Genomic DNA, 20,533 nt, shown 5'->3' with positions numbered 1-20,533 from the left:
AAGACATGCGCGAGTGGCTCAGTGGTGGAGCACCTCCTTGCCAAGGAGGGGGTCGCGGGTTCGATCCCCGTCTCGCGCTCTACTAGAAAGAAGAAGCATTTTGCTTCTTCTTTTTTTGTTGTTTAGCGAAGGAGATTGAACCTCGCTCCTTTCTGGAAGCTCTCGTATTAGAAGTGCTTCGCACTACTCGTGCCTACATATCAACTGCAAGCAGTTGCTACAATGGTTGCGTTTTTGGCTATAACTTATCCATATAATAAATACAGGCACAAGAAATCTTAATTATCTTTAATAATCAGAGAATTTCCTGTGCCCTTTTTCCACTATTATACAATTATAGCCAATTACAGCTTTTTCCGATACTAAAGCTAGAAGGATTCTTGTGCTTATTCTTACTAGATTCCTTAATCATAGCCACTCTGTGTCGTATTTTTACAAAAAGCTTATAAGAGACCCTGTGCCTGATTTATACAATTCTAAAGAATAAAGTCAAAATCACCATTTCCGTCCAGTTCCAATTAAGCAAGTTTGTGCTTTTCTTAGCTTATAATCCTTCCTATAGGCACAGAAACCCCGGCAATTCACCACTTGCTTCCTTAATCACCGACAGCTCAGCACTCCCGTCCAGTTCCAATTAAGCAAGTCTGTGCTTTTCCTAGCCTATAATCCTTCCTATAGGCACAGAAACCCCGGCAATTCACCACTTGCTTCCTTAAGCTCCGGCAGTTTACCACTTCCTACAATTCTCCAAAGATTTCCTCAATCTTCCAAGCCGGAATTACCAACGCAAATCTTACATATCCTTCTCCGAGGCTTCCAAAGCTTGTGCCTGGGGTGCAGAGGATGCCGTATTTTTCTAGGGTGTTGATAACAAAGTCGGTTGAGTTTACATTTTCATCAAGAATCTTAGCCCAGACAAACATAGAGCCCTTCGAGCCCATAGGCTTAAGGCCAAGCTTGTGAAGGTTAGCCTCTAGGACATCTCTACGCTTCTCGTATCTAGCGCAGTTTTCCTTAACGTAAGACTGGTCGCCGTCAAGGGCGGCAATAGCAGCCTTTTGATAGATGTAGCTAGTGCCGTAATCGTACTGGCTTCGGATAGATTTAAAGCTCTTTATTATATCCTCGTTTCCAATAAGGAAGGAGAGGCGTAGGCCAGTTAGATTGTAGCTTTTTGAAAGTGAGTTAAACTCGACGCCCACATCCATGGCGCCATCAGTTGCAAGAAAAGAGCCGCCCACATTTCCATCATAAATAATTTCAGAATAGGCATTATCGTGGATTATGACGATGTTGTATTTTTTAGCAAAGGCCACCAAATCCTCATAGAATTTAGGATTTGCAATGGCACCAACCGGATTAAGTGGGTAAGAAACCACCATGACCTTGGCTCTTTTAGCAAGTTCCTCATCAAAGTTTTCAAAGTCGATTAGATATCCATTTTCAGGGTAGAGGTTATAGTAAGCCACCTCGGCGCCACAAAGAAAAGGGCCTATTTCAAATATTGGATAACCAGGATTTGGCACAAGAACCAAGTCACCAGGATTTACAAGGCCAAGGCAAACGTGCGCCATACCTTCCTGTGTACCAAAGACCGATGAAATCTGATTGTGATTAAGATCGACGTTGTATCTTTTTTTGTACCATCTGATTACGCTATCTAAAAGCTCCTTGCTATCACCTAGGGAATATTTATAATTTTCAGAATCAAGAGCCGCCTTTGAAACTAGCTCCATGACCTCAGTTGATGGCTTAAAATCTGGTGTTCCCACACTAAAATTGTAAACCGATAGATTATTTTTAATTCTTTCTTGTCGTTTTTCTTCTAAAACGTTAAAAATGTTAGGGCCGAATTTCTCGCCCCTTTTTGAAAAGTCAATATACATAACTTCCTCCTAATTTACAAATACTACATGCTTATATTACTCCTTAAGTTTTAATTTAACTAGTATTTTCTATAAATTTATTTTATAATATACATGCGTGCATAAAACGTAACTTTGTAGCAAAAAAGGGAGGTATCATTAATGCAGAAATATTCGCACACATTAACAATTGACGGTAACAATTTTAATGACTTAGAAGGCTTTTACAACGAAATTGCAAGAGTTTTCACTGACGGTAGCTTTCCAATCGGGCACAATTTAGACGCCCTAAACGACCTGCTAATTGGCGGGAATGGTGTCTATAAGGTTGGGGAACCTGTGCTCATTCGTTGGGAGAACGCTGACAAAAGTAAGATTGATCTTGGTTACAACGCAACCGCTAATTATTATGATTCGAGAATGAAGAAGTGTCACCCAAGCAATAGGGCCATTTTCCAGAAGAATCTAGACGATGCCAAAAGTTACACTGGGGACACGTTATTTGATATTATTTGTAAAATGCTAGACCAGAATAAGGATCATGTTCACAACTGTAATCTTGTACTTTTATAAGAATCACCTATAGGTTTAGCCAAGAATTTAAAAAGTGAGAGATATGTAAGAAATGAAAAAGATAAGAGAAAAATTTAAATCACTAGTTTTACTTGCGCTTGTAGCCTTGCTTGTATTAATTCCTCTTGGATGCGATACATCTAGCCTAATATCTAGTGCAAATAAAGCTAACAGCCAAACACAAACTAGTATAAGTGTTAGCGAAGATGGAATCTATGATAGCAAAGATGAGGTTGCCCTCTACATTCATATCTATAACAAGCTTCCAAGCAACTACATCACAAAGGATGAAGCTAAGAAACTAGGGTGGAGTGGTGGCTCTGTAGAAAAATATAAAGAAAATTGCTGTATCGGCGGTTCTACATTTTCTAATAACGAAGGTCTACTTCCTTCAAAATCTGGCAGAACCTACAAGGAATGTGACATTGACACCTTAGGTAAAAGCAATCGTGGTGCCAAAAGAATTGTTTATTCAAACGATGGCCTGATTTACTACACCGAAGACCATTACGAAAGCTTCACGCTTTTATACGGCGAGGAGTAAATTGAAGCTATTGTGGCACGACCAGTCACAGACAAAGCGGTCGCAACACATTTTCACAATTAAAGAAAAAACAAAAAAGCTTACGCCAGAAACTAAAGGCGTAAGCTTTTATATTGCTTTCTTATTGCTATTTAATTACTTATTAACTAGTAATTCGATTTGTCGTTTACAAGATATTCTTTAACTTTCTTCTTAAGTTGAAACTTTAGTTCTAACTTTTCCATAACCTTTGAGTAATCTACATAGTAGATAAGCTTTGTTAGAACTACGAAAAGAAGTGATGCGCCAAGTACATCATAGATGCAGTGCTGCTTTAAGAATACTGTTGATAAGCAGATTAGCACGCATAATGTAAGGCTTAAGAGCTTAACAATAATATACTTCTTTTCTTTAAAAAGTTCTGATCTTAATATTGCAAATGTAACAACTAATGAATTTAAGACATGAATGCTTGGGAATACGTTAGTTGAAGTATCTGAAGCATAAAGTCTTGCCACCATCTTACCAAAAATTGTGTCAGACACATGGTCTGGTCTAAGTGTCAATCCGTTAGGATAAATCATGCAGATTGTAAGTGCAACAGACATTCCAATTATAAGGGAAAGTGCTAAGCCTCTATATTCTGCATCATTTGCCTTAAAATAAAAAACAACAACTGTTATAACAATATATAGAGCCCACAAGGTGTAGGGCACTATAAACCATTCAATAAAAGGAATAGCATCGTCAAAAGCTGTATTTAAAATATGCATTCCTGAATGCGTAAGTGTTATCTTCTTTTCTAAGGTAAAAAACCAAGGAAAATATATAAATACGTATAATCCGTAAAGTATTCTCCAATTAGTCTTTAGTAAGTTACCAATTTTACTCTTCATGGAATTTCATCTCCTTAAAATTGTATATTCCATATTATCTACCCAAATCCTCTTTGCATTATAACAAAGGGAGTTTTTTTATGCAATAAACAAATAGAAATATAACTATACAAAACCGCATAATATTTGCATTTTATGAGCTTCTATACTATAATATTTTAGGATTTGTGACAAGATTGGAGAGGGTTATGTTACAATTAAATCATATAAAGAAGTCATTAGGCGGTAAGGAGATTCTTACCGATGTAAATTTTATTTTTAATAAAGGTCAAATTTATTCAATTTTAGGAAGCCTAGGTTCTGGTAGAACTACACTATTTGAGTGTATTTGCGAAGATATTCCAGTAGACTATGGCGAAATTATTACAAGAGCTAAGAGCACTATATTTTATGCCACAAAGCAGAGTGTTTTACCTATGTATATAACAGGTTATGAATACATAGAATTCCTTTGTTCACTTAATCCTGGCTCTTTAAAGCCTAATTATTATTTGGATAAGGTAGCGATTCCAGATGATATTTGGGGCAATTTAATATGTTATTACAGTTTTGAGCATAAGAAGTTATTACAGCTTGCTGCTTTCTTGATTCAGAAGCCTTACGTTATTTTATTTGATGAGCCTTTTGATTATTGCAGTGACGAATATATCAATCATTTCTTATCTGTACTTGATGAGATGAAGGATAACCATGTAATTATTATTTCTACAGGCTTACTTAAGATTTCAGAAAAGATATCAAAGGATACAGTAATTCTTAATAATGGAGAGCTTAACTTAGTTTCTAAGGATACTATGGCAATCCCTGAGATTAGACATGCTGTGCTTGATATTTTAGGGGAGGCAGAGAATGAAATTATTTAGAAAACTTTTTGCCGACAAGATTTTGCGTTTTTATGAAGGAACTAATAATGGAATTCGTATTATTTTAAAGTTTCCTTTCCTAAACTGGCATATTGATGAGGCTACATTTACTAACATGCCAAAAACCCGTAATGCTATTGGTATTATAATGCAGCTTTTCACAGTAATCGGTGAATTTTTAAGAAGATTTATCTACTTCTTATTACTTATATATGTACCTTTTAGATTGATATCTATTGTACGACCACTTGTAGCTACAGATCAGGAATTAGCTATGATTTTCATGTTTACAATGCTTTCCATTATCTGTGGTAGCTTGGCTAATACAACGCTTTTAGCCATGGGCGATAGGGACTATTTAATGATTCGAGTAATGCTTATTAGTCCATATCTTAATTTCTTAGGAAAATTAATTTATAAGATGATAACTGACTTTATTTTCTATTTCATCTTATTACTTATATTTAAGGTTTCAATTTATAACAGTTTGATGTTATGTTTACTTGTTATTTTCACAAGGCCAATTGGTGAAATGCTTGCAATTCTTGCCTTTGATAGACTTCGTTCCCTTTATGAGAACAGAAACCTATTTAATGGTACAGTTATGGCGATTTGCGTTATTTTAACTTATGGTCTACCACTAATTAATAGAAAGATTTCTATTAACTGGTTATACGTGACACATCCAGCAATCATCGTACTTTTCTTTATTATTGGCGCTGGTTCAATGTATTTCCTTTGGTGGTATAAGTACTACAGAGTTATTATTCGTGAGGCTATTCATCTAAAGCATGAAGAATAATTTTATTTGATTTTAGAGAGGTGATCTTATGGCGGCAAACAAGGATTTAGTAAAGAATATAATATGGCGAGTCCTTGTTGTGATGCTAGTCATAGGAGTTGCCTCTATTTTTATTTTTGAAATGTATAAAACTCACGTTCAAAAGAACATGGAATTCACTTCTAGATACACCTTTAGCATCGACATTGATAAGAATGGAAATGTTGTCACTTCTGAAGATGAAGAGGAGTCAGAGACTAGTTCTGATAATGAGAATACCTACAATTTTACATCTATGTCTACAACAACTGTAGCAGATACTTGGATTGATAGTTTCCTTAATCAATTTACTGGCGTTTTTGTTCCAAGAAGTAAGAAGCTTTCTAATGTGAAGATTAATGACACAACAATCCTAGATGAGTCAACTAGAACCTGTCTTATTTCTTTTAATGCAAATGTTGTCTCGCAAAGCTCAGAGTATTTCTCCACTTGGGATGGCGTAACCCTTAATGGTAAGCTAACCTGCGAGTGGGTTGTTACATTTTCATTAGTCGACCATTACGATAATACAGCAACAGTTTACGTCTCAGCCATTCAGACACCGGAAGATTACGGAATTTCTCAATACGACGAAAGCATTCAGAATTCCGCTTCCACAACAACTGTTACAAGTAACACTTCAACAGACGAGCTCTCTAGCTATAACATTAGCAATAGTATCCTCTATGTAAGTTACAACGGCAGTTCTAGCTATATCGTAGTTCCTGTGGATATTGAGAATTTAATTTATGATTCTTCAAGCTCTACAAGTTCTAGCACAAGCTCAAGTTCAAGTGATAAGGTGGTGCTTTCCACTAGTTACATGATAAGTCAGAGCATGACTGCCTTTGTCTATGGTGGTAAATCTGTCAATGGAAACTACGTGCCTCTATCTGTGATTTACTCTAATGATAAGGGTACTAACTGGACAACTTACGAGCTTAGTTCCACTCTTAATAGCGTGGATTTTGCCTACGTTAATTTTGTAGATACGACTAACGGATTTATTGTTGTAGGTTATGACAGTAATTACGATACCGGCGTTCAAAGCTCTATTATCTATAGAACTACGGATGGTGGCGAGACTTGGACAGAGATGGGTAATACCCCTCTACAGCACCCTATTAAGGGCGTTTTAACAACGGATAATAACACAATCTTTATTTGTTATTATTACAATGAAAATTATGTCTCTAACCTTTACGTATCACATGACGGTGGCACTACATTTTCTAATATCATCCTTGAAGACCAGGAACTTGATAGCTCAGCTGCAAGTTCAGGTTCCACAACTCTTACTTGGTCCGATGTTTACAAGGATGCACTAGTTCCAATACTAGAGGATGACTCAACCATTGTTGTCTATTTAAGTCAGGGGGATAATGCCACTTATAATGATGGCAAGACCGCTGCTAAATATGCTTCAAGTGATAATGGTGTAACTTGGAATTACGTAGGTCAGTTAGAAATTAATGTAACTGAATAAGACGACTAAATATATAAACTAATAGGTCATTTTTACTATAAATAATTAATTGCGTAGCACTTTACTGTAATAAAGTAACATGCTACGCATTTTTTTATAGACATGAAAATTTCCCCTTGAAAATTCCAATTAGTTATGATAATATCTATGAAAGTTTGATAAGAAAAAAGGCATTTTTGTGTCTTTTTTTTTGCGCAAATCTAGATTTTTAAATAAATCTTTTTATGTGACTTGTCAGACAGATAGCTATAAATATCTGCTTTTTTATAGCTATATTAATATAGAGTGAAAGGAAATTGGTGACATTGATGAAAGCTTTTTTAATTCTTGAAGATGGAACGGTATTTACAGGAACCAGCATTGGTTCGACAAAGGAAGTTATTAGCGAAATTGTTTTTAATACTTCCATGACAGGATATCTCGAGGTACTAACTGATCCGTCTTATGCGGGACAGGCTGTTACTATGACTTATCCGTTAATCGGTAATTATGGAGTATGTTATGAAGATATGGAGTCGTTAAAAGCTTGGCCAGATGGCTTCATTGTTAGAGAATTATCTCGAATGCCAAGCAATTTCAGAGAAGAAGATCCTATTCAGAAATTCCTTCTGGATAATGATATCCCCGGTATTTGTGGTATTGATACAAGAGCCCTCACAAAGATTTTAAGAGAAGAGGGTACAATGAATGGAATGATTACTACTAATGAGAATTATAATCTTGATGAAATTATCCCAAGATTAAAGGAATACACAGTTAAAGGTGTTGTTAAAAAAGTAACATGTAAAGAGAAATATGTTTTAGAGGGTAAAGGTCCTAAGGTTGCCTTACTTGACTTCGGTGCTAAGAAAAACATTGCTCGTTCTCTTAATAAAAGAGGTTGCGAGGTTACTGTTTATCCAGCATTCACTAAAGCTGAGGAGATTCTGGCAACAAATCCAGACGGTATTATGTTATCTAACGGTCCTGGAGATCCAAAAGAGTGCACAGAAATAATTGAAGAAATTAAGAAGCTTTATGCTAGCAATGTTCCTATCTTTGCAATTTGTTTAGGACACCAGCTTATGGCACTTGCTACAGGAGCTGATACATATAGACTTAAGTATGGTCATAGAGGTGCTAACCATCCAGTTAAGGATTTAGCTACAGGTAAGGTTTATATCTCTTCACAGAACCACGGCTATGCTGTAGATGAATCTACACTTAACGAAAGCGTCGCTAAGTCAGCATTTATCAACGTAAATGATAAGACAAACGAAGGTTTAGCATACGTAGGAAAGAACATTTTCACAGTTCAGTTCCACCCAGAAGCTTGCGCTGGTCCACAGGATACAGCATACCTATTCGATAGATTTATGGACATGATGAAGGAGGAAAACGCAAATGCCTAAGAATCCTAATATTAAGAAAGTTTTAGTTATTGGTTCAGGACCTATTATTATTGGACAGGCTGCAGAGTTTGATTACGCTGGTACTCAGGCTTGCCGTTCACTTAAAGAAGAAGGAATTGAAGTAGTATTAGTAAACTCTAATCCTGCTACAATCATGACAGATAAAGATATTGCTGATGAGGTTTATATTGAGCCTCTTACAGTTGAAGCCCTAAAGCAGATTATCTTAAAGGAAAAGCCAGATAGTATCTTACCTACACTTGGTGGTCAGGCTGGTCTTAACCTTGCTATGGAAATCGCTGAAACAGGCTTCCTTGAAGAACAGGGTGTAAACCTTATTGGTACAACAGCTCTTACAATTAAGAAGGCTGAAGACCGTTTAATGTTCAAGGAAACAATGGAAAAGATTGGTGAGCCATGTGCAGCTTCCCTCGTAGTTAATAACGTAGAAGATGGTGAGGCATTTGCAGCTAAGATTGGCTACCCAGTAGTTCTTCGTCCTGCTTACACACTTGGTGGTTCAGGTGGTGGTATTGCCCACAACGTAGCAGAACTTAGAGAAATTCTTGAAAATGGTTTAAGACTTTCACGAGTTGGTGAAGTTTTAGTAGAAAGATGTATCGCTGGTTGGAAGGAAATCGAATACGAAGTAATGCGTGATAGCAACGGTACTTGCATTACAATTTGTAACATGGAGAACATCGATCCAGTTGGTGTACATACAGGTGATAGTATCGTAGTTGCTCCTTCTCAGACACTTTCTGATAAGGAATATCAGATGCTTAGAACATCAGCTCTTAACATTATCGACGAACTCGGAATTACAGGTGGATGTAACGTACAGTATGCCTTAAATCCAGATAGTTTTGAATATTGTGTAATCGAAGTTAACCCTAGAGTTTCAAGATCTTCAGCTCTTGCTTCAAAGGCAACTGGTTACCCAATTGCTAAGGTTGCAGCTAAGATTGCTCTTGGATATAACCTTGATGAAATCAAGAATGCAGTTACAGGAAAGACTTATGCTTCCTTTGAACCAGCTCTTGATTACTGTGTAGTAAAGATTCCTAGACTTCCATTTGATAAGTTCATCTCAGCTAAGAGAACTCTTACAACTCAGATGAAGGCAACTGGTGAAGTTATGAGTATTTGTGATAACTTCGAGGGTGGTCTTATGAAGGCTATCAGATCTCTTGAACAGCACGTAGACAGCCTTATGTCTTACGACTTTACAGGTCTTACTGATGAAGAATTACTTGAAGACCTTGCAGTTGTAGATGATAGAAGAATCTGGAAGATTGCAGAAGGTTTAAGAAGACATATTAAGCCAGCTAAGATGCATGAAATCACAAAGATTGACCTTTGGTTTATCGATAAGTTACAGATTATTGTAGATATGGAAAATGCTTTAAAGAGAGGTCCTTTAACAAAGGAATTACTTGCTGAAGCTAAGAGAATTGAATTCCCAGATAATGTTATCGGTGAATTAACTGGTAAGACTGAGAAGGAAATTAAGGCACTTCGTAATGAATATAACATTCATGCAGCCTTTAAGATGGTTGATACATGTGCCGCTGAGTTTGATTCAGAAACACCTTACTACTATTCAGTATACGGTAGCCAGAATGAAGCTAGCGAAACACATGATAAGAAGAAGGTATTAGTACTTGGTTCAGGTCCTATTAGAATCGGTCAGGGTATCGAGTTCGACTTCTGTTCAGTACACTGTACATGGGCATTCAAGAAGGAAGGCTATGAAACAATCATTATCAACAACAACCCAGAGACAGTTTCTACTGACTTTGATATAGCTGATAAGCTTTACTTCGAACCACTTACTGCAGAAGATGTTGAATCAATTGTAGAACACGAAAAACCAGATGGAGCAGTAGTTCAGTTTGGTGGACAAACAGCTATTAAGTTAACAGAAAGCCTTATGGAAATGGGTGTACCTATCCTTGGTACTAAGGCTGAAGATGTTGATGCAGCTGAAGATAGAGAATTATTTGATGAAATCCTTGAAAAAACTCAGATTCCTAGAGCTAAAGGTCAGACAGTCTACACAGTAGAAGAGGCTCTAAAGGCAGCTAACGAGCTTGGCTACCCAGTACTTGTAAGACCATCATATGTACTTGGTGGACAGGGTATGCAGATTGCTGTAAGTGATGAAGATGTTGTAGAATTCATGGAAATCATTAACAGAATTAAGCAGGATCATCCAATCCTTGTAGATAAGTACTTAATGGGTAAGGAAATCGAAGTCGATGCAGTTTGCGACGGCGAAGACATTTTAATCCCAGGTATTATGGAGCATATTGAAAGAGCTGGTATCCACTCAGGTGACTCAATCTCAGTTTACCCAGCTAAGTCAATTAGCCCTAAGATTGTAGATATGATTGAAGATTACACAGGAAGACTTGCAAGAGCTCTTCATGTAAAGGGTATGATTAACATCCAGTTCATCGTATACAACGATCAGGTTTATGTAATCGAGGTTAACCCTCGTTCAAGCCGTACAGTTCCATACATCAGTAAGGTAACTGGTATTCCAATCGTTAAGCTTGCAACTCGTGTAATTAACGGTGCAAAGATTCGTGACTTAGGCTATGAACCAGGCTTACAGAAGGCTGCTGACTACTACGCAATTAAGATGCCTGTATTCTCATTCGAGAAGATCAGAGGCGCTGATATTAGCTTAGGACCAGAAATGAAGTCAACAGGTGAGTGTCTTGGTATCTCTAAGGACTTCGATGAAGCTCTTTACAAGGCATTTACAGGCGCTGGCGTTAGACTTCCAAAGCATAAGCAGATCATTATGACACTTGCAGATGCTGATAAGGAAGATGGTGTAGATATCGCTAAGAGATTCGAGGCTCTTGGATATAAGATTTACGCTTCAAGAGGTACAGCTAAGGTATTTAAGGAACATGGAATAAACGTTTACCAGGTTAACAAGATTGGCCAGGAAGCTCCAACACTCCTTGATCTTATCTTAGGCCATAGAATCGACCTTGTAATTGATACTCCTGAAAATGGTATCGAAAGAGCCCACGATGGTTTCTTAATCAGAAGATACGCCATCGAAACAGGTGTAAACTGCTTAACAAGCTTAGATACTGCACACGCACTTATCTCAAGTTTAGAGCATGCATTTAACAATAAAGACCTTTCAATCATCGATATTGCAACAATCGATAACAGAGGCAACTAATAAATCAGGGCCCCAAAGCAATTAAGCTTTGGGGCTTTTTTTAGCCTTCTGTTAAAGATAATAGTATTTTAATAAATAGTTTATTCTTTTACGTGGACTGACATTTTCTCTAATGATATAATTATATTAAATTTTAAATATTAGGAGATTTTATCTATATGAAGAAAAATATATTAGTTCTCTTATCTATGGGATTATTACTATTTTTGCAGGGCTGTAATTTTGCTAACCCAATGAACTACTTTAAATCAGCAGATTCTAGTAGATTAGAAGAGACAAGTGAAGAAGCAACCGAAGAGGAAACTAGTAAAAGCTCAAACTCTAGTGTAATTAACACTAACGAAACAAGTGCTACAAGCGAAGGTGAAACTACAGAAAGCACTGAAGCAGAGGTTAATACTGAAAGTTCTCTTTTAGTTTATTCTATTGGAAATGCAGTAAATACAGAGTCTAACTCACTTACATTAGAAGATAAAAACTACTCTGTAAACTATGCAAACTACGATATTTCAAACGCCAATGCACTTGAAACAGCAGATTTAATTAAGATTGAGACTGCAATTAATGAAAATTTAGCCTCTAATAACTACGTAATAGTAGTTACTAGCACACAGACTTGCGAGGAGTTGTCATATTTTCTTAATCTAACTCTTAGCTCAGAGAATAAGATAGCTGTCATTAGCACAGAAATCCTTGATAATAAGTATGCCCTTGTAGATAGCGATATTACAAACTATCTAGGTCAGCTAACTACAAGCGAGCTTTCAGGCAACATCTTAACTGCTAAGATTGGTGATTCTTTAGAAAATGTATCAACTAATCCAGTTTCAAATGAGAACAAAATTGATATCACAGACCTTAAGGATTTATCTTATGTTTCCATTGTCTATGACTATTTAGGCAACGACGGTTCAATCCTTGAAAAGGCTATATCAAATTCAGACGGTATAATTTTAGTTACAACTAATAAATCAGGCGAAGTCTCAGAAACTGCAAGCGAGATTATAAATTCTAACTATTCCGGAGTTCCTGTAATTATTGTTTCTGCAAATGAGAACACAGACCTAAGCAATTATCACACTCCAACACAGTCAAGAATTCTTTTATCTCTTGCACTTGCAAAGGGTGCAAACATGGATGAAATAAAGGATTACTTTACAACATATTAATGTAAATACTTTCAATAATGCGTATTTTATGTTATTCTAATACAGTAGGTTTAGGGGAAAAGGGCTAGTATTTAACCCTAAAGTAATAGATTTTTACAGACAATGATATACTAGCACTAGCTGCCTACAAGTAATAATGAAAGGCTTGCACAAGTTAGGGAGATGCAAGGGTGGTTTTTTATGGACGCTATTAAAGCTAAAGATATTACAAGACATATCTTTAAGGATGAAGATAAGGGAATCGAAATGATGGAGGGGCTTAATCTTTCAGATAGCATTGAGGTTATGACAAAGATAATTCCTGGGCTAGTTAATGCAGCTAAGGAAAAGGGCAATGTTAATGATGAAGGATACTTTAATAGTCTATATAAAATTTATAATAAGGTATTAGTTGAAAAATTAAAGAAGCAGGATCATCTTTGGATGGTTTACTGCGATACTACAGCTTACCCATATATGGTTGATGATGATTTAATCGTTCTTTACAATTATCACAATCACGAGAAGGTAGAACAGCAGTTAAAGAAGGCTGGCTACAAGGTTTCTTTAGGAATCGAAAGCCCAGAAACTTTCTTTAATGAAATTGGTCATATGTACCGTAACGGATATAAGAATATTCGCTTCACAGACGGTATTACAAATGACTATAAGATTTCAAGAGAAGAATTTGCGACTTATGATGCATTTTTCAAGAACGAAGACTATGTAACTAATCCAGGTCTTCAGAATTCCATGATTTCTTTCTTCCAGGAATTCAGAAAAGAAGGAAAGACAGAAACTAAGGAAGAAATCTTAAAGTCACACGAAGTTCTTATGTTTAAGGCAATGAAGAATGCTGAATACATGGTTCCATGTATCAAGGAAGAGACAGAAACTGAAGTTTCTATTTCACATCCATTCATTGACTTAACAGATAAGGTTTCCCATGCTGAAGGCGAGCAGATTATTTCAGTTCCTGTATTTACAGACGGTTTTGAAATGGACAAGTGCTACAAGGATCAGCACGAGAACATGCTTTACAAGTTCGAAGAACTCATTGACTTAATGGACGAACTTGAGGCTTCAGGTATTATTATTAATGCCTTAGGAATTAGCTACTTCCTATCTGTAGAGAATATGAAGAAGATTAATTCTGAATACTAATTAACAATTAACTGAATAAGCAATAACTACTATAGGTTGGCAAACCATAAATGCATGGGGTAGAGATGAGAAAAAGGGTAGATAAATTATTAATAGGAGTTATTATTACACTGGCACTTTTATTTTTAAGTGCCAGTGTATTTGCAATATACGCTAATCTTAAAGATTTCAATAATAAGAAGAATGACAATTCTGTTTTAGTAGACGTTGCTGCAGAAGAAGGCAATGTCTATATCACTGTGTCTAGCACTGAGGGTGAAACCACCAAAAAAGCAGAGCTAGAGAGCTTATCTAACATAGAAGATAGTTCTGAAGAAAATGTAAGTCTAACGGCAGAATCTACAAGCCAAAAAGAAGAAACCAATCCCGAAGAAGAAATTGAATATGGCCTCGATGAGGATCCAAACGACAATGGATATACAGATGCTGATGCGGATGCAGACATTAACACTAACAGTGACAGCATTGAAAATCTAGTACAAAATGTTCCTAAAATTAATAGTGAAAGTGAAGGAGCTAATATTATTATTCTAGATCCAGGTCATGGCGGCTCAGATCCTGGAAAAGACGTAGGTTCTGTATATGAAAAGGATATTAACCTTGCAGTTGCCTTAATTATACGTGATGTTTTAGAAAGCTCTGGCTATACTGTTTATATGACAAGAGAATCCGATGAATACATGTCTTTAAATGACAGAGTCTATTTTGAAAATCAGTATTACGACGCTTTATTTGTTAGTATTCACTGTAATTCTAATGTAAGTTCTTCTGTAAAAGGAATGGAACTTTATTATTACAATTCTAGCGAAGAAGCCAGTAGATTTGCCTATTATCTAGCAAGTTCCGGCTATAATATCAAAAGCATTTACAATGACTTTAGAGTTTTAAAATACGCAACCGAAAGTTCCCTTCTTATTGAACTAGGCTATCTTTCAAATGCTGCGGACTATAAATTACTAACTGATACAGGCTATCAATCAATAGTTGCTCATGATGTGGCAAATGCTATAATTTATACATTAAGCAATAAATAGAAAATCATTTATCTTCTATAATTGCTACATAAAAAAGTGCAAATGCACAAAAAATAGTAATGGCTATTGAAGTAAAAATAATTTAATGGTAAAATAGCATTACCAAAATACGTGCAATGCACAAAAACAAGGAGTAGCACTATGGAGATTAAGAGAGATTCATACCTTGAACAGTTAAAGATAAGAAAAGATAACGGAATGATTAAGATTATCACGGGAATCAGGAGATGCGGCAAATCATTCCTGTTATTTGTGTTGTTTAAGAAATATTTATTGGAAAATGGTGTAGATAATGACCACATCATTGAAATTGCTTTAGATGGCATTGAAAATGAGGAACTGAGAGATCCAAAGAAGTGTTATCAGCATATTAAAGAGCGGGTGGAAGATGACAGGAAGTATTATCTGCTCTTGGACGAAGTACAGTTTATGCCACGATTTGAAGAAGTGCTGAATAGTTTGCTTCGTATCAGTAACATTGATGTGTATGTAACCGGCAGTAATTCAAAATTTTTATCTAGTGATATTGTAACTGAATTTAGAGGCAGAGGAGATGAAATCAGAATTTATCCGTTGTCTTTTGCAGAGTTCTATGCGGCTTATGATGGAGATTATGATGATGCTTGGGAAGAATATATGATATACGGTGGTTTACCACAAGTGGCACAATTTTCTGTAGAACGCCAGAAAGCTGAGTATCTTAAAAATATTTTTACCAATGTTTATATCAAGGATGTGGTAGAGCGAAACAGAATTCAAAATGTTGATGAGATTGGAACTTTGGTGGACATTCTTGCTTCTGCCATAGGAGCACCTACCAATCCAACAAAAATATCAAATACTTTCAAAAGTGAGAGAGGTATCAATTACAGCAATAAAACTATATCCAATCATATTGATTATTTGACAGAGGCATTTTTGATTTCTAAAGCGAACCGGTATGATATTAAGGGGAGAAAATATGTAGGAGCCAATCTGAAATACTATTTTTCGGATATAGGACTTAGAAATGCCAGACTAAACTTCAGACAGCAGGAGCCGACTCATATTATGGAGAACATTGTTTATAATGAGTTGCTTGTGCGTGGCTACAATGTAGATGTTGGTATTGTGGATGTATTTGCAAAGAATAGTGACGGAAAGAGAGTTCATAAGCAGCTAGAGGTTGATTTTGTAGTAAACCAGGGCAGTCAGAGATATTACATTCAGGTGGCTTATGATATGACTTCTGAGGAAAAGCAAACACAGGAACTTAATTCACTTCGAAATATTCCGGATTCATTTAAGAAGATTGTTATAGTAAATGGAACAAAAAAGCCTTGGAGAAATGAGGAAGGCTTTGTAATCATGGGCATGAAATATTTTCTGCTCAATGAGAATAGTTTGGAGTTTTAGTATATAAGGAGATAATTATTTATTTTGCTGGCAATTTATCTTTATAATATTAGCCTCAAAAACTAGATTATATTTTGCCGATGTGGTAAAATATAATTACAAAGGAGATGCTAAAATGAAGTATTTATCAGTATCAGAGGCGGCAAAGAAAATTTCTGTATCAGAAAGAAGCATTAGAAATTATTGCCAAACTGGCAAAATATCTGGAGCAATTTTAGAAGGAAATAGTTGGAAAATTCCAGAAGATTTTAAGAAGCCAGAAAGAAAAAAAAGAAATACAGCAATACCAACTAAATTTATTGATCGCCTAAAATTTGAAAGAAAAGAAAAAATAAAAAATAGCATTTATCACAAGCTTCAAATAGATTTTACTTATAATTCAAATCATATTGAAGGAAGCCGATTAAGTCATGAACAAACACAATACATTTTTAAAACTAATACAATTGGAGTTTCTGATGAAGTAATCAATGTAGATGATGTAATTGAAACAAGTAATCACTTTGCTTGTATAGATTATATTATTGATAGCTATAATTATAAGCTAAATGAAAGCTACATTAAGAAATTACATTTTCTATTAAAGCAGGGAACTTCCGATTCTAGGAAGTCCTGGTTTAGAGTTGGTGATTATAAATTACTTGAAAATGAAGTTGGCGGACAAGAAACAGCTAAGCCTGAGGAAGTAAAAACTGCGATAAAAAATCTAATCAAAAACTATGAAAACAAGGATAATATTGGCTTAGAAGATATTATAGAATTCCATTATAACTTTGAAAAAATCCATCCTTTTCAAGATGGAAATGGGCGTGTTGGACGACTTATTATGTTTAAGGAATGCATTAAACACGACATAATTCCTTTTATAATTGAGGAAGATTTAAAACTGTATTATTACAGAGGGCTTCATAATTGGAATGAAGAAAAGGGATATCTGCTTGATACCTGTGGTTTAGCCCAAAACAGATTTAAACAGATTTTAGATTATTATAAATTAAAGATTTAAGGAGGGTTTTATCCCCTCCTCTTATTGATTCTTTTTTAACTTCGTTAAACACGGATTTAGCGAATATTATTCTTCACCTCTCTACTATTTATAATATTAATAACAATACGTAGTACTTATTTCTTATTTCTTATAATTATTATTGACTTAAAATATTTCAAACATTAATATGAAATTGTAGCAAATATAATTTATAAAGGGGGATAAATTATGCATATTTTATTTAATGTACTAATGGATGTAACTGCAGTTGAAGGGCCTGATGGGTCAACTTCAATTAGAATGTCTGGAGGAACAGACCCAAGTGCTTTGGATTTACCACTTCCATATTTAATTGTTGGATATGCAGTAATCATAGCATGTATTCTTTTTATTTTAGTAAAACTTGTAAAAGCAATTCGCCTACGCTTCTTTTCAAGGACAATTACAGTTAAAGCAAATATTGAGAGTAAGTTTGTTGAGGAATATGAAGATTATGACATGTTAAATGCTGGACGTGGAAAGCTTTACCTCCGCCCTAACAAAGGCATGTTTGAAAAAAACAAATCATATAGGGTTATCTTCAAAACAATAGATAATAAAACTGTTGATTTAGCTATGTCAAAAGATAATTATGAAAGATTAAATATTGGGGATTCAAAAACTCTTACCTTTAAAGGTAAAGATTTTATTGATTTCAAATAAGCTAAATTTTAAAACAATTTAAACACACAATTCTAAAAATTATATTTTTAGAATTGTGTGCATTTTATTTTAGCTTTATTTTTTATAAACTACCACTCTCCTGTAAGCTGTTCTAATCGATTTTTTTCAAAGTTTTTTGGATTTTATCGATTAGAGTCACTATCTATAATATATATTTTATACACCGCACTTAATTCAAATCATTTTTATTAAAATCAATTTGAATTAAATCGATCTAAAAAAAGATACAATGACTTTCTAACTCCAGCCTTCTAATCCAGCGTTTTTAATTGCTGTCATCATTCTCTTTTTCACACCTGGAGCATGTTCATTTATCTCCTTTAAAAGCTCTCTTACGTAGGTTCTATTTGTTGTTTTGTCGTAAGGACAAGGATTCTTTTCTATTGGTAATTTATACTTATTTTTAAAGCCCACAATATCCGCAACTGGTGCATATATAAGAGGTCTTATAACCGTTAAATTGCAATCATCAAATTTTGTAACTGGCCAAAAGCTACAAAATCTACCTTCATATATTAAAGCCATCATCATAGTTTCAACCACATCATCCATATTGTGAGCATAGGCGATTTTATTGCAATTATTTACAAGGGCTTCAGTTTTAAAGGCACCCTTTCTTAGTCTAGCGCAAAGGGAGCACTCACCATTTTTAACCATGCCAGCAATTTTAGTTTTAACTCGAATATATTCCACATCAAGTTCCTTACATAAGTCCTCTAATTTAGATGTGTCAAAGCCCTCATAACCTAGGTCTATTGTGATAGCTACTAAACTAAATTTCTTTGGATAAAATTTTCTTAAACCCGCAAGGGCATACAAAAGAGTTAAAGAATCTTTTCCACCAGATATTCCAATGGCAATTCTGTCCCCATCTTCTATCATCTTATAATCATCAAGAGCTTTTCGCACATAGCTATATAATTTCTGTAATTTCATACTAACCTCAAATTAGTCTAAATCTATAATTCATCTACTATAATTCGTCTACTATAATTCATCTATATCCCCATCAAGCTTTGGCAATCTAATAAAGAATATCATTGCCATTACAAGGGCTGGTACAAATGTTAAAACGTAGGCAACGGGCTGTGCTTCCTGAATTCCTGCAAGGCCTCTAATTTTAGCCAAGATAATTAATGTTGGTATGAAAAATATACCACTTCTTAAGGCTGATAAAACTGAGGCTCTTAGTTTGTTGCCTGTAGTTTGGAAAAGCATTTCCGTAACTACTGTAATAGGAACGAAAAGAAGTGTCAACATCTGAAGCTTTAAAGCTCTTGTTCCAATTTCAATAACCTCAGGATCATTTCTAAAAATTCCAATTAGACCGTCTGCATTCACAAGCACAATGGATAAGCCAATAATTACTAAAAGCTCTGCCATAAAGAAAGTAAATACATAGGCTTTTCTTAATCTAGAATACTTCTTAGCTCCATAATTAAATCCACTAACTGGCTGGAAGCCCTGACCAATACCAATGGCAACAGACATTACAAAGAATACGATTCTTGAAACGATACTCATGGCAGCAACTGCTCCATCGCCATAAACTGACGCCTGAGTATTAAGTAGCACTGTAGCCACACTGTTTAGGCCCTGTCTTAGTAAACTTGGAAAACCTGTTGTCATAATATTTAGAATAAAATGGACATCTGCCACAAAGTTTTCTTTCTTAAGCTTAACAATAGTCTTGCCTCTAATAAACATGCTAATAAGAATTGAAAAACTTACTAACTGACTAAGGGCTGTTGATAAACCAGCACCAGCAATTCCCATATTTAAGCCAAACATAAGGATTGGATCAAGGGCCATATTAAGAACTGCTCCTGTCATAAGGCCCACCATACCAAGGGCTGCCTTACCCTCATAACGAAGAATGTTATTAAGAGTTAGGGAACTTGCCATAAAAGGTGATGCAAATAAAATAAAGATTATATAGTCTTTTGCATAAACTGCAATAGTATCTGTACTACCAAGTAGCACTACTAACTGGTCAAGAAATGGTAGACCAATAATTATGAAAATAATTCCAAAAAGAAAAGAGCAAGTAAAACCTGTTGTTGCTGTCTTACTTGCATTTTCAATATCTTTACTACCAAGACTTCTAGATAAAATACTTCCAGAACCTTGGCCAAACATAAAACCAAATGCTTGAATAATGGCCATGAAACCAAAAACCACACCTACTGCTCCACTTGCTGAAGTACCAAGCAAACCAACGAAAGCAGTATCTACCATGTTATAAATATTTGTTACAAGCATACTTATAACTGTAGGAACTGAGAGTCTAAGTATAAGTGAAGGAATTGGTGACTCCGCCATTTTCTCGTAATAAGTCATTTTTTTAATCGAACTCATATTAAATTAACTCCTTTATATATACACTTATATTATCCTCTCATAAAAATTTTAAGTCAATAAAAGCCTGTAGTTTTAAGAAAAACTTTAAAAAACAA

General features: G+C 35.2%; 17 protein-coding genes and 1 tRNA gene. 14 read left to right on the top strand and 4 right to left on the bottom strand.

Annotated features, from left to right (window positions below; translation table 11 throughout):
- Positions 1 to 7 precede the first annotated feature (7 nt).
- Positions 8 to 79: transfer RNA gene (locus QVA17_RS01545), tRNA-Gly, on the top strand.
- Positions 80 to 737: 658 nt separating this feature from the next.
- On the opposite strand, the gene QVA17_RS01540 is transcribed toward QVA17_RS01545, so the two are convergent.
- The gene (locus tag QVA17_RS01540; RefSeq protein ID WP_103953014.1) at positions 738 to 1,886 is read right to left on the bottom strand and encodes an aminotransferase class I/II-fold pyridoxal phosphate-dependent enzyme; all 1,149 of its coding nucleotides are present in this window, start codon (positions 1,884 to 1,886) and stop codon (positions 738 to 740) included.
- Between the two features lie 141 nt (positions 1,887 to 2,027).
- On the opposite strand from QVA17_RS01540, the gene QVA17_RS01535 reads away from it, so the two are divergent.
- Together QVA17_RS01535 and QVA17_RS01530 are read left to right on the top strand one after the other, a co-directional pair.
- Complete coding sequence (locus QVA17_RS01535; RefSeq protein ID WP_051195447.1) at positions 2,028 to 2,438, top strand: barstar family protein; 411 nt, start codon at positions 2,028 to 2,030, stop codon at positions 2,436 to 2,438.
- A 52-nt stretch (positions 2,439 to 2,490) separates the two neighbouring features.
- Positions 2,491 to 2,982, top strand: coding sequence for a ribonuclease domain-containing protein (locus QVA17_RS01530; RefSeq protein ID WP_287385969.1), 492 nt, complete (start codon positions 2,491 to 2,493; stop codon positions 2,980 to 2,982).
- 146 nt (positions 2,983 to 3,128) lie between these two features.
- On the opposite strand, the gene QVA17_RS01525 is transcribed toward QVA17_RS01530, so the two are convergent.
- On the bottom strand, positions 3,129 to 3,857 hold the full coding sequence (locus QVA17_RS01525; protein ID WP_287385967.1) for a phosphatase PAP2 family protein: 729 nt from the start codon (positions 3,855 to 3,857) through the stop codon (positions 3,129 to 3,131).
- 188 nt (positions 3,858 to 4,045) lie between these two features.
- On the opposite strand from QVA17_RS01525, the gene QVA17_RS01520 reads away from it, so the two are divergent.
- From QVA17_RS01520 to QVA17_RS01470, 11 genes are all read left to right on the top strand, one after another.
- Positions 4,046 to 4,720, top strand: coding sequence for an ATP-binding cassette domain-containing protein (locus tag QVA17_RS01520; protein WP_287385965.1), 675 nt, complete (start codon positions 4,046 to 4,048; stop codon positions 4,718 to 4,720).
- Positions 4,707 to 5,522 carry a hypothetical protein gene (locus QVA17_RS01515; RefSeq protein WP_287385964.1) on the top strand — a complete coding sequence of 272 codons (816 nt, stop codon included), beginning with the start codon at positions 4,707 to 4,709 and terminating at the stop codon, positions 5,520 to 5,522. The genes QVA17_RS01520 and QVA17_RS01515 overlap by 14 nt, the downstream gene beginning before the upstream one ends.
- 28 nt (positions 5,523 to 5,550) lie before the next feature.
- Complete coding sequence (locus tag QVA17_RS01510) at positions 5,551 to 7,026, top strand: sialidase family protein (RefSeq protein ID WP_287385962.1); 1,476 nt, start codon at positions 5,551 to 5,553, stop codon at positions 7,024 to 7,026.
- A 308-nt stretch (positions 7,027 to 7,334) separates the two neighbouring features.
- A complete protein-coding gene (locus QVA17_RS01505) occupies positions 7,335 to 8,417 on the top strand; it encodes a carbamoyl phosphate synthase small subunit (RefSeq protein WP_027431614.1) in 1,083 nt (360 codons plus the stop codon).
- Positions 8,410 to 11,625 (top strand): carbamoyl-phosphate synthase large subunit, encoded by a 3,216-nt coding sequence (gene carB, locus QVA17_RS01500; protein ID WP_027431613.1) that lies wholly within the window; start codon positions 8,410 to 8,412, stop codon positions 11,623 to 11,625. The genes QVA17_RS01505 and carB overlap by 8 nt, the downstream gene beginning before the upstream one ends.
- Positions 11,626 to 11,783: 158 nt before the next feature.
- On the top strand, positions 11,784 to 12,794 hold the full coding sequence (locus tag QVA17_RS01495; protein ID WP_287385958.1) for a hypothetical protein: 1,011 nt from the start codon (positions 11,784 to 11,786) through the stop codon (positions 12,792 to 12,794).
- 180 nt (positions 12,795 to 12,974) lie between these two features.
- Positions 12,975 to 13,937, top strand: coding sequence for an SseB family protein (locus QVA17_RS01490; RefSeq protein WP_027431611.1), 963 nt, complete (start codon positions 12,975 to 12,977; stop codon positions 13,935 to 13,937).
- A 65-nt stretch (positions 13,938 to 14,002) separates the two neighbouring features.
- A complete protein-coding gene (locus QVA17_RS01485) occupies positions 14,003 to 14,971 on the top strand; it encodes an N-acetylmuramoyl-L-alanine amidase family protein (RefSeq protein ID WP_287385957.1) in 969 nt (322 codons plus the stop codon).
- A gap of 141 nt (positions 14,972 to 15,112) precedes the next feature.
- The gene (locus QVA17_RS01480) at positions 15,113 to 16,366 is read left to right on the top strand and encodes an ATP-binding protein (protein WP_287385955.1); all 1,254 of its coding nucleotides are present in this window, start codon (positions 15,113 to 15,115) and stop codon (positions 16,364 to 16,366) included.
- A 115-nt stretch (positions 16,367 to 16,481) separates the two neighbouring features.
- The gene (locus QVA17_RS01475) at positions 16,482 to 17,372 is read left to right on the top strand and encodes a Fic family protein (RefSeq protein WP_287385954.1); all 891 of its coding nucleotides are present in this window, start codon (positions 16,482 to 16,484) and stop codon (positions 17,370 to 17,372) included.
- Positions 17,373 to 17,582: 210 nt separating this feature from the next.
- Positions 17,583 to 18,056, top strand: a complete 474-nt coding sequence (locus tag QVA17_RS01470) for a DUF2500 family protein (protein ID WP_287385953.1) — start codon at positions 17,583 to 17,585, stop codon at positions 18,054 to 18,056.
- 258 nt (positions 18,057 to 18,314) lie between these two features.
- Here the strand turns inward: QVA17_RS01470 and QVA17_RS01465 are convergent, their stop codons facing one another.
- The gene (locus QVA17_RS01465; protein WP_287385951.1) at positions 18,315 to 19,013 is read right to left on the bottom strand and encodes a tRNA lysidine(34) synthetase; all 699 of its coding nucleotides are present in this window, start codon (positions 19,011 to 19,013) and stop codon (positions 18,315 to 18,317) included.
- A 51-nt stretch (positions 19,014 to 19,064) separates the two neighbouring features.
- Positions 19,065 to 20,435, bottom strand: coding sequence for an MATE family efflux transporter (locus QVA17_RS01460; RefSeq protein WP_287385949.1), 1,371 nt, complete (start codon positions 20,433 to 20,435; stop codon positions 19,065 to 19,067).
- Between the last annotated feature and the right edge of the window lie 98 nt (positions 20,436 to 20,533).

Source organism: Lachnospira sp. (genome assembly GCF_016290755.1).
GTDB lineage: Bacteria > Bacillota > Clostridia > Lachnospirales > Lachnospiraceae > Lachnospira > Lachnospira multipara.
The sequence above is the reverse complement of the archived record's forward strand: the minus strand, read 5'-3'. Positions and strand labels throughout refer to the sequence as shown.

Excerpts from the sequence above, each read along its gene's own strand:
- QVA17_RS01540 (WP_103953014.1), bottom strand. The coding sequence starts at position 1,886 with ATGTATATTGACTTTTCAAAAAGGGGCGAGAAATTCGGCCCTAACATT.
- QVA17_RS01535 (WP_051195447.1), top strand. The coding sequence starts at position 2,028 with ATGCAGAAATATTCGCACACATTAACAATTGACGGTAACAATTTTAAT.
- QVA17_RS01530 (WP_287385969.1), top strand. The coding sequence starts at position 2,491 with ATGAAAAAGATAAGAGAAAAATTTAAATCACTAGTTTTACTTGCGCTT.
- QVA17_RS01525 (WP_287385967.1), bottom strand. The coding sequence starts at position 3,857 with ATGAAGAGTAAAATTGGTAACTTACTAAAGACTAATTGGAGAATACTT.
- QVA17_RS01520 (WP_287385965.1), top strand. The coding sequence starts at position 4,046 with ATGTTACAATTAAATCATATAAAGAAGTCATTAGGCGGTAAGGAGATT.
- QVA17_RS01515 (WP_287385964.1), top strand. The coding sequence starts at position 4,707 with ATGAAATTATTTAGAAAACTTTTTGCCGACAAGATTTTGCGTTTTTAT.
- QVA17_RS01510 (WP_287385962.1), top strand. The coding sequence starts at position 5,551 with ATGGCGGCAAACAAGGATTTAGTAAAGAATATAATATGGCGAGTCCTT.
- QVA17_RS01505 (WP_027431614.1), top strand. The coding sequence starts at position 7,335 with ATGAAAGCTTTTTTAATTCTTGAAGATGGAACGGTATTTACAGGAACC.
- carB (WP_027431613.1), top strand. The coding sequence starts at position 8,410 with ATGCCTAAGAATCCTAATATTAAGAAAGTTTTAGTTATTGGTTCAGGA.
- QVA17_RS01495 (WP_287385958.1), top strand. The coding sequence starts at position 11,784 with ATGAAGAAAAATATATTAGTTCTCTTATCTATGGGATTATTACTATTT.
- QVA17_RS01490 (WP_027431611.1), top strand. The coding sequence starts at position 12,975 with ATGGACGCTATTAAAGCTAAAGATATTACAAGACATATCTTTAAGGAT.
- QVA17_RS01485 (WP_287385957.1), top strand. The coding sequence starts at position 14,003 with ATGAGAAAAAGGGTAGATAAATTATTAATAGGAGTTATTATTACACTG.
- QVA17_RS01480 (WP_287385955.1), top strand. The coding sequence starts at position 15,113 with ATGGAGATTAAGAGAGATTCATACCTTGAACAGTTAAAGATAAGAAAA.
- QVA17_RS01475 (WP_287385954.1), top strand. The coding sequence starts at position 16,482 with ATGAAGTATTTATCAGTATCAGAGGCGGCAAAGAAAATTTCTGTATCA.
- QVA17_RS01470 (WP_287385953.1), top strand. The coding sequence starts at position 17,583 with ATGCATATTTTATTTAATGTACTAATGGATGTAACTGCAGTTGAAGGG.
- QVA17_RS01465 (WP_287385951.1), bottom strand. The coding sequence starts at position 19,013 with ATGAAATTACAGAAATTATATAGCTATGTGCGAAAAGCTCTTGATGAT.
- QVA17_RS01460 (WP_287385949.1), bottom strand. The coding sequence starts at position 20,435 with ATGAGTTCGATTAAAAAAATGACTTATTACGAGAAAATGGCGGAGTCA.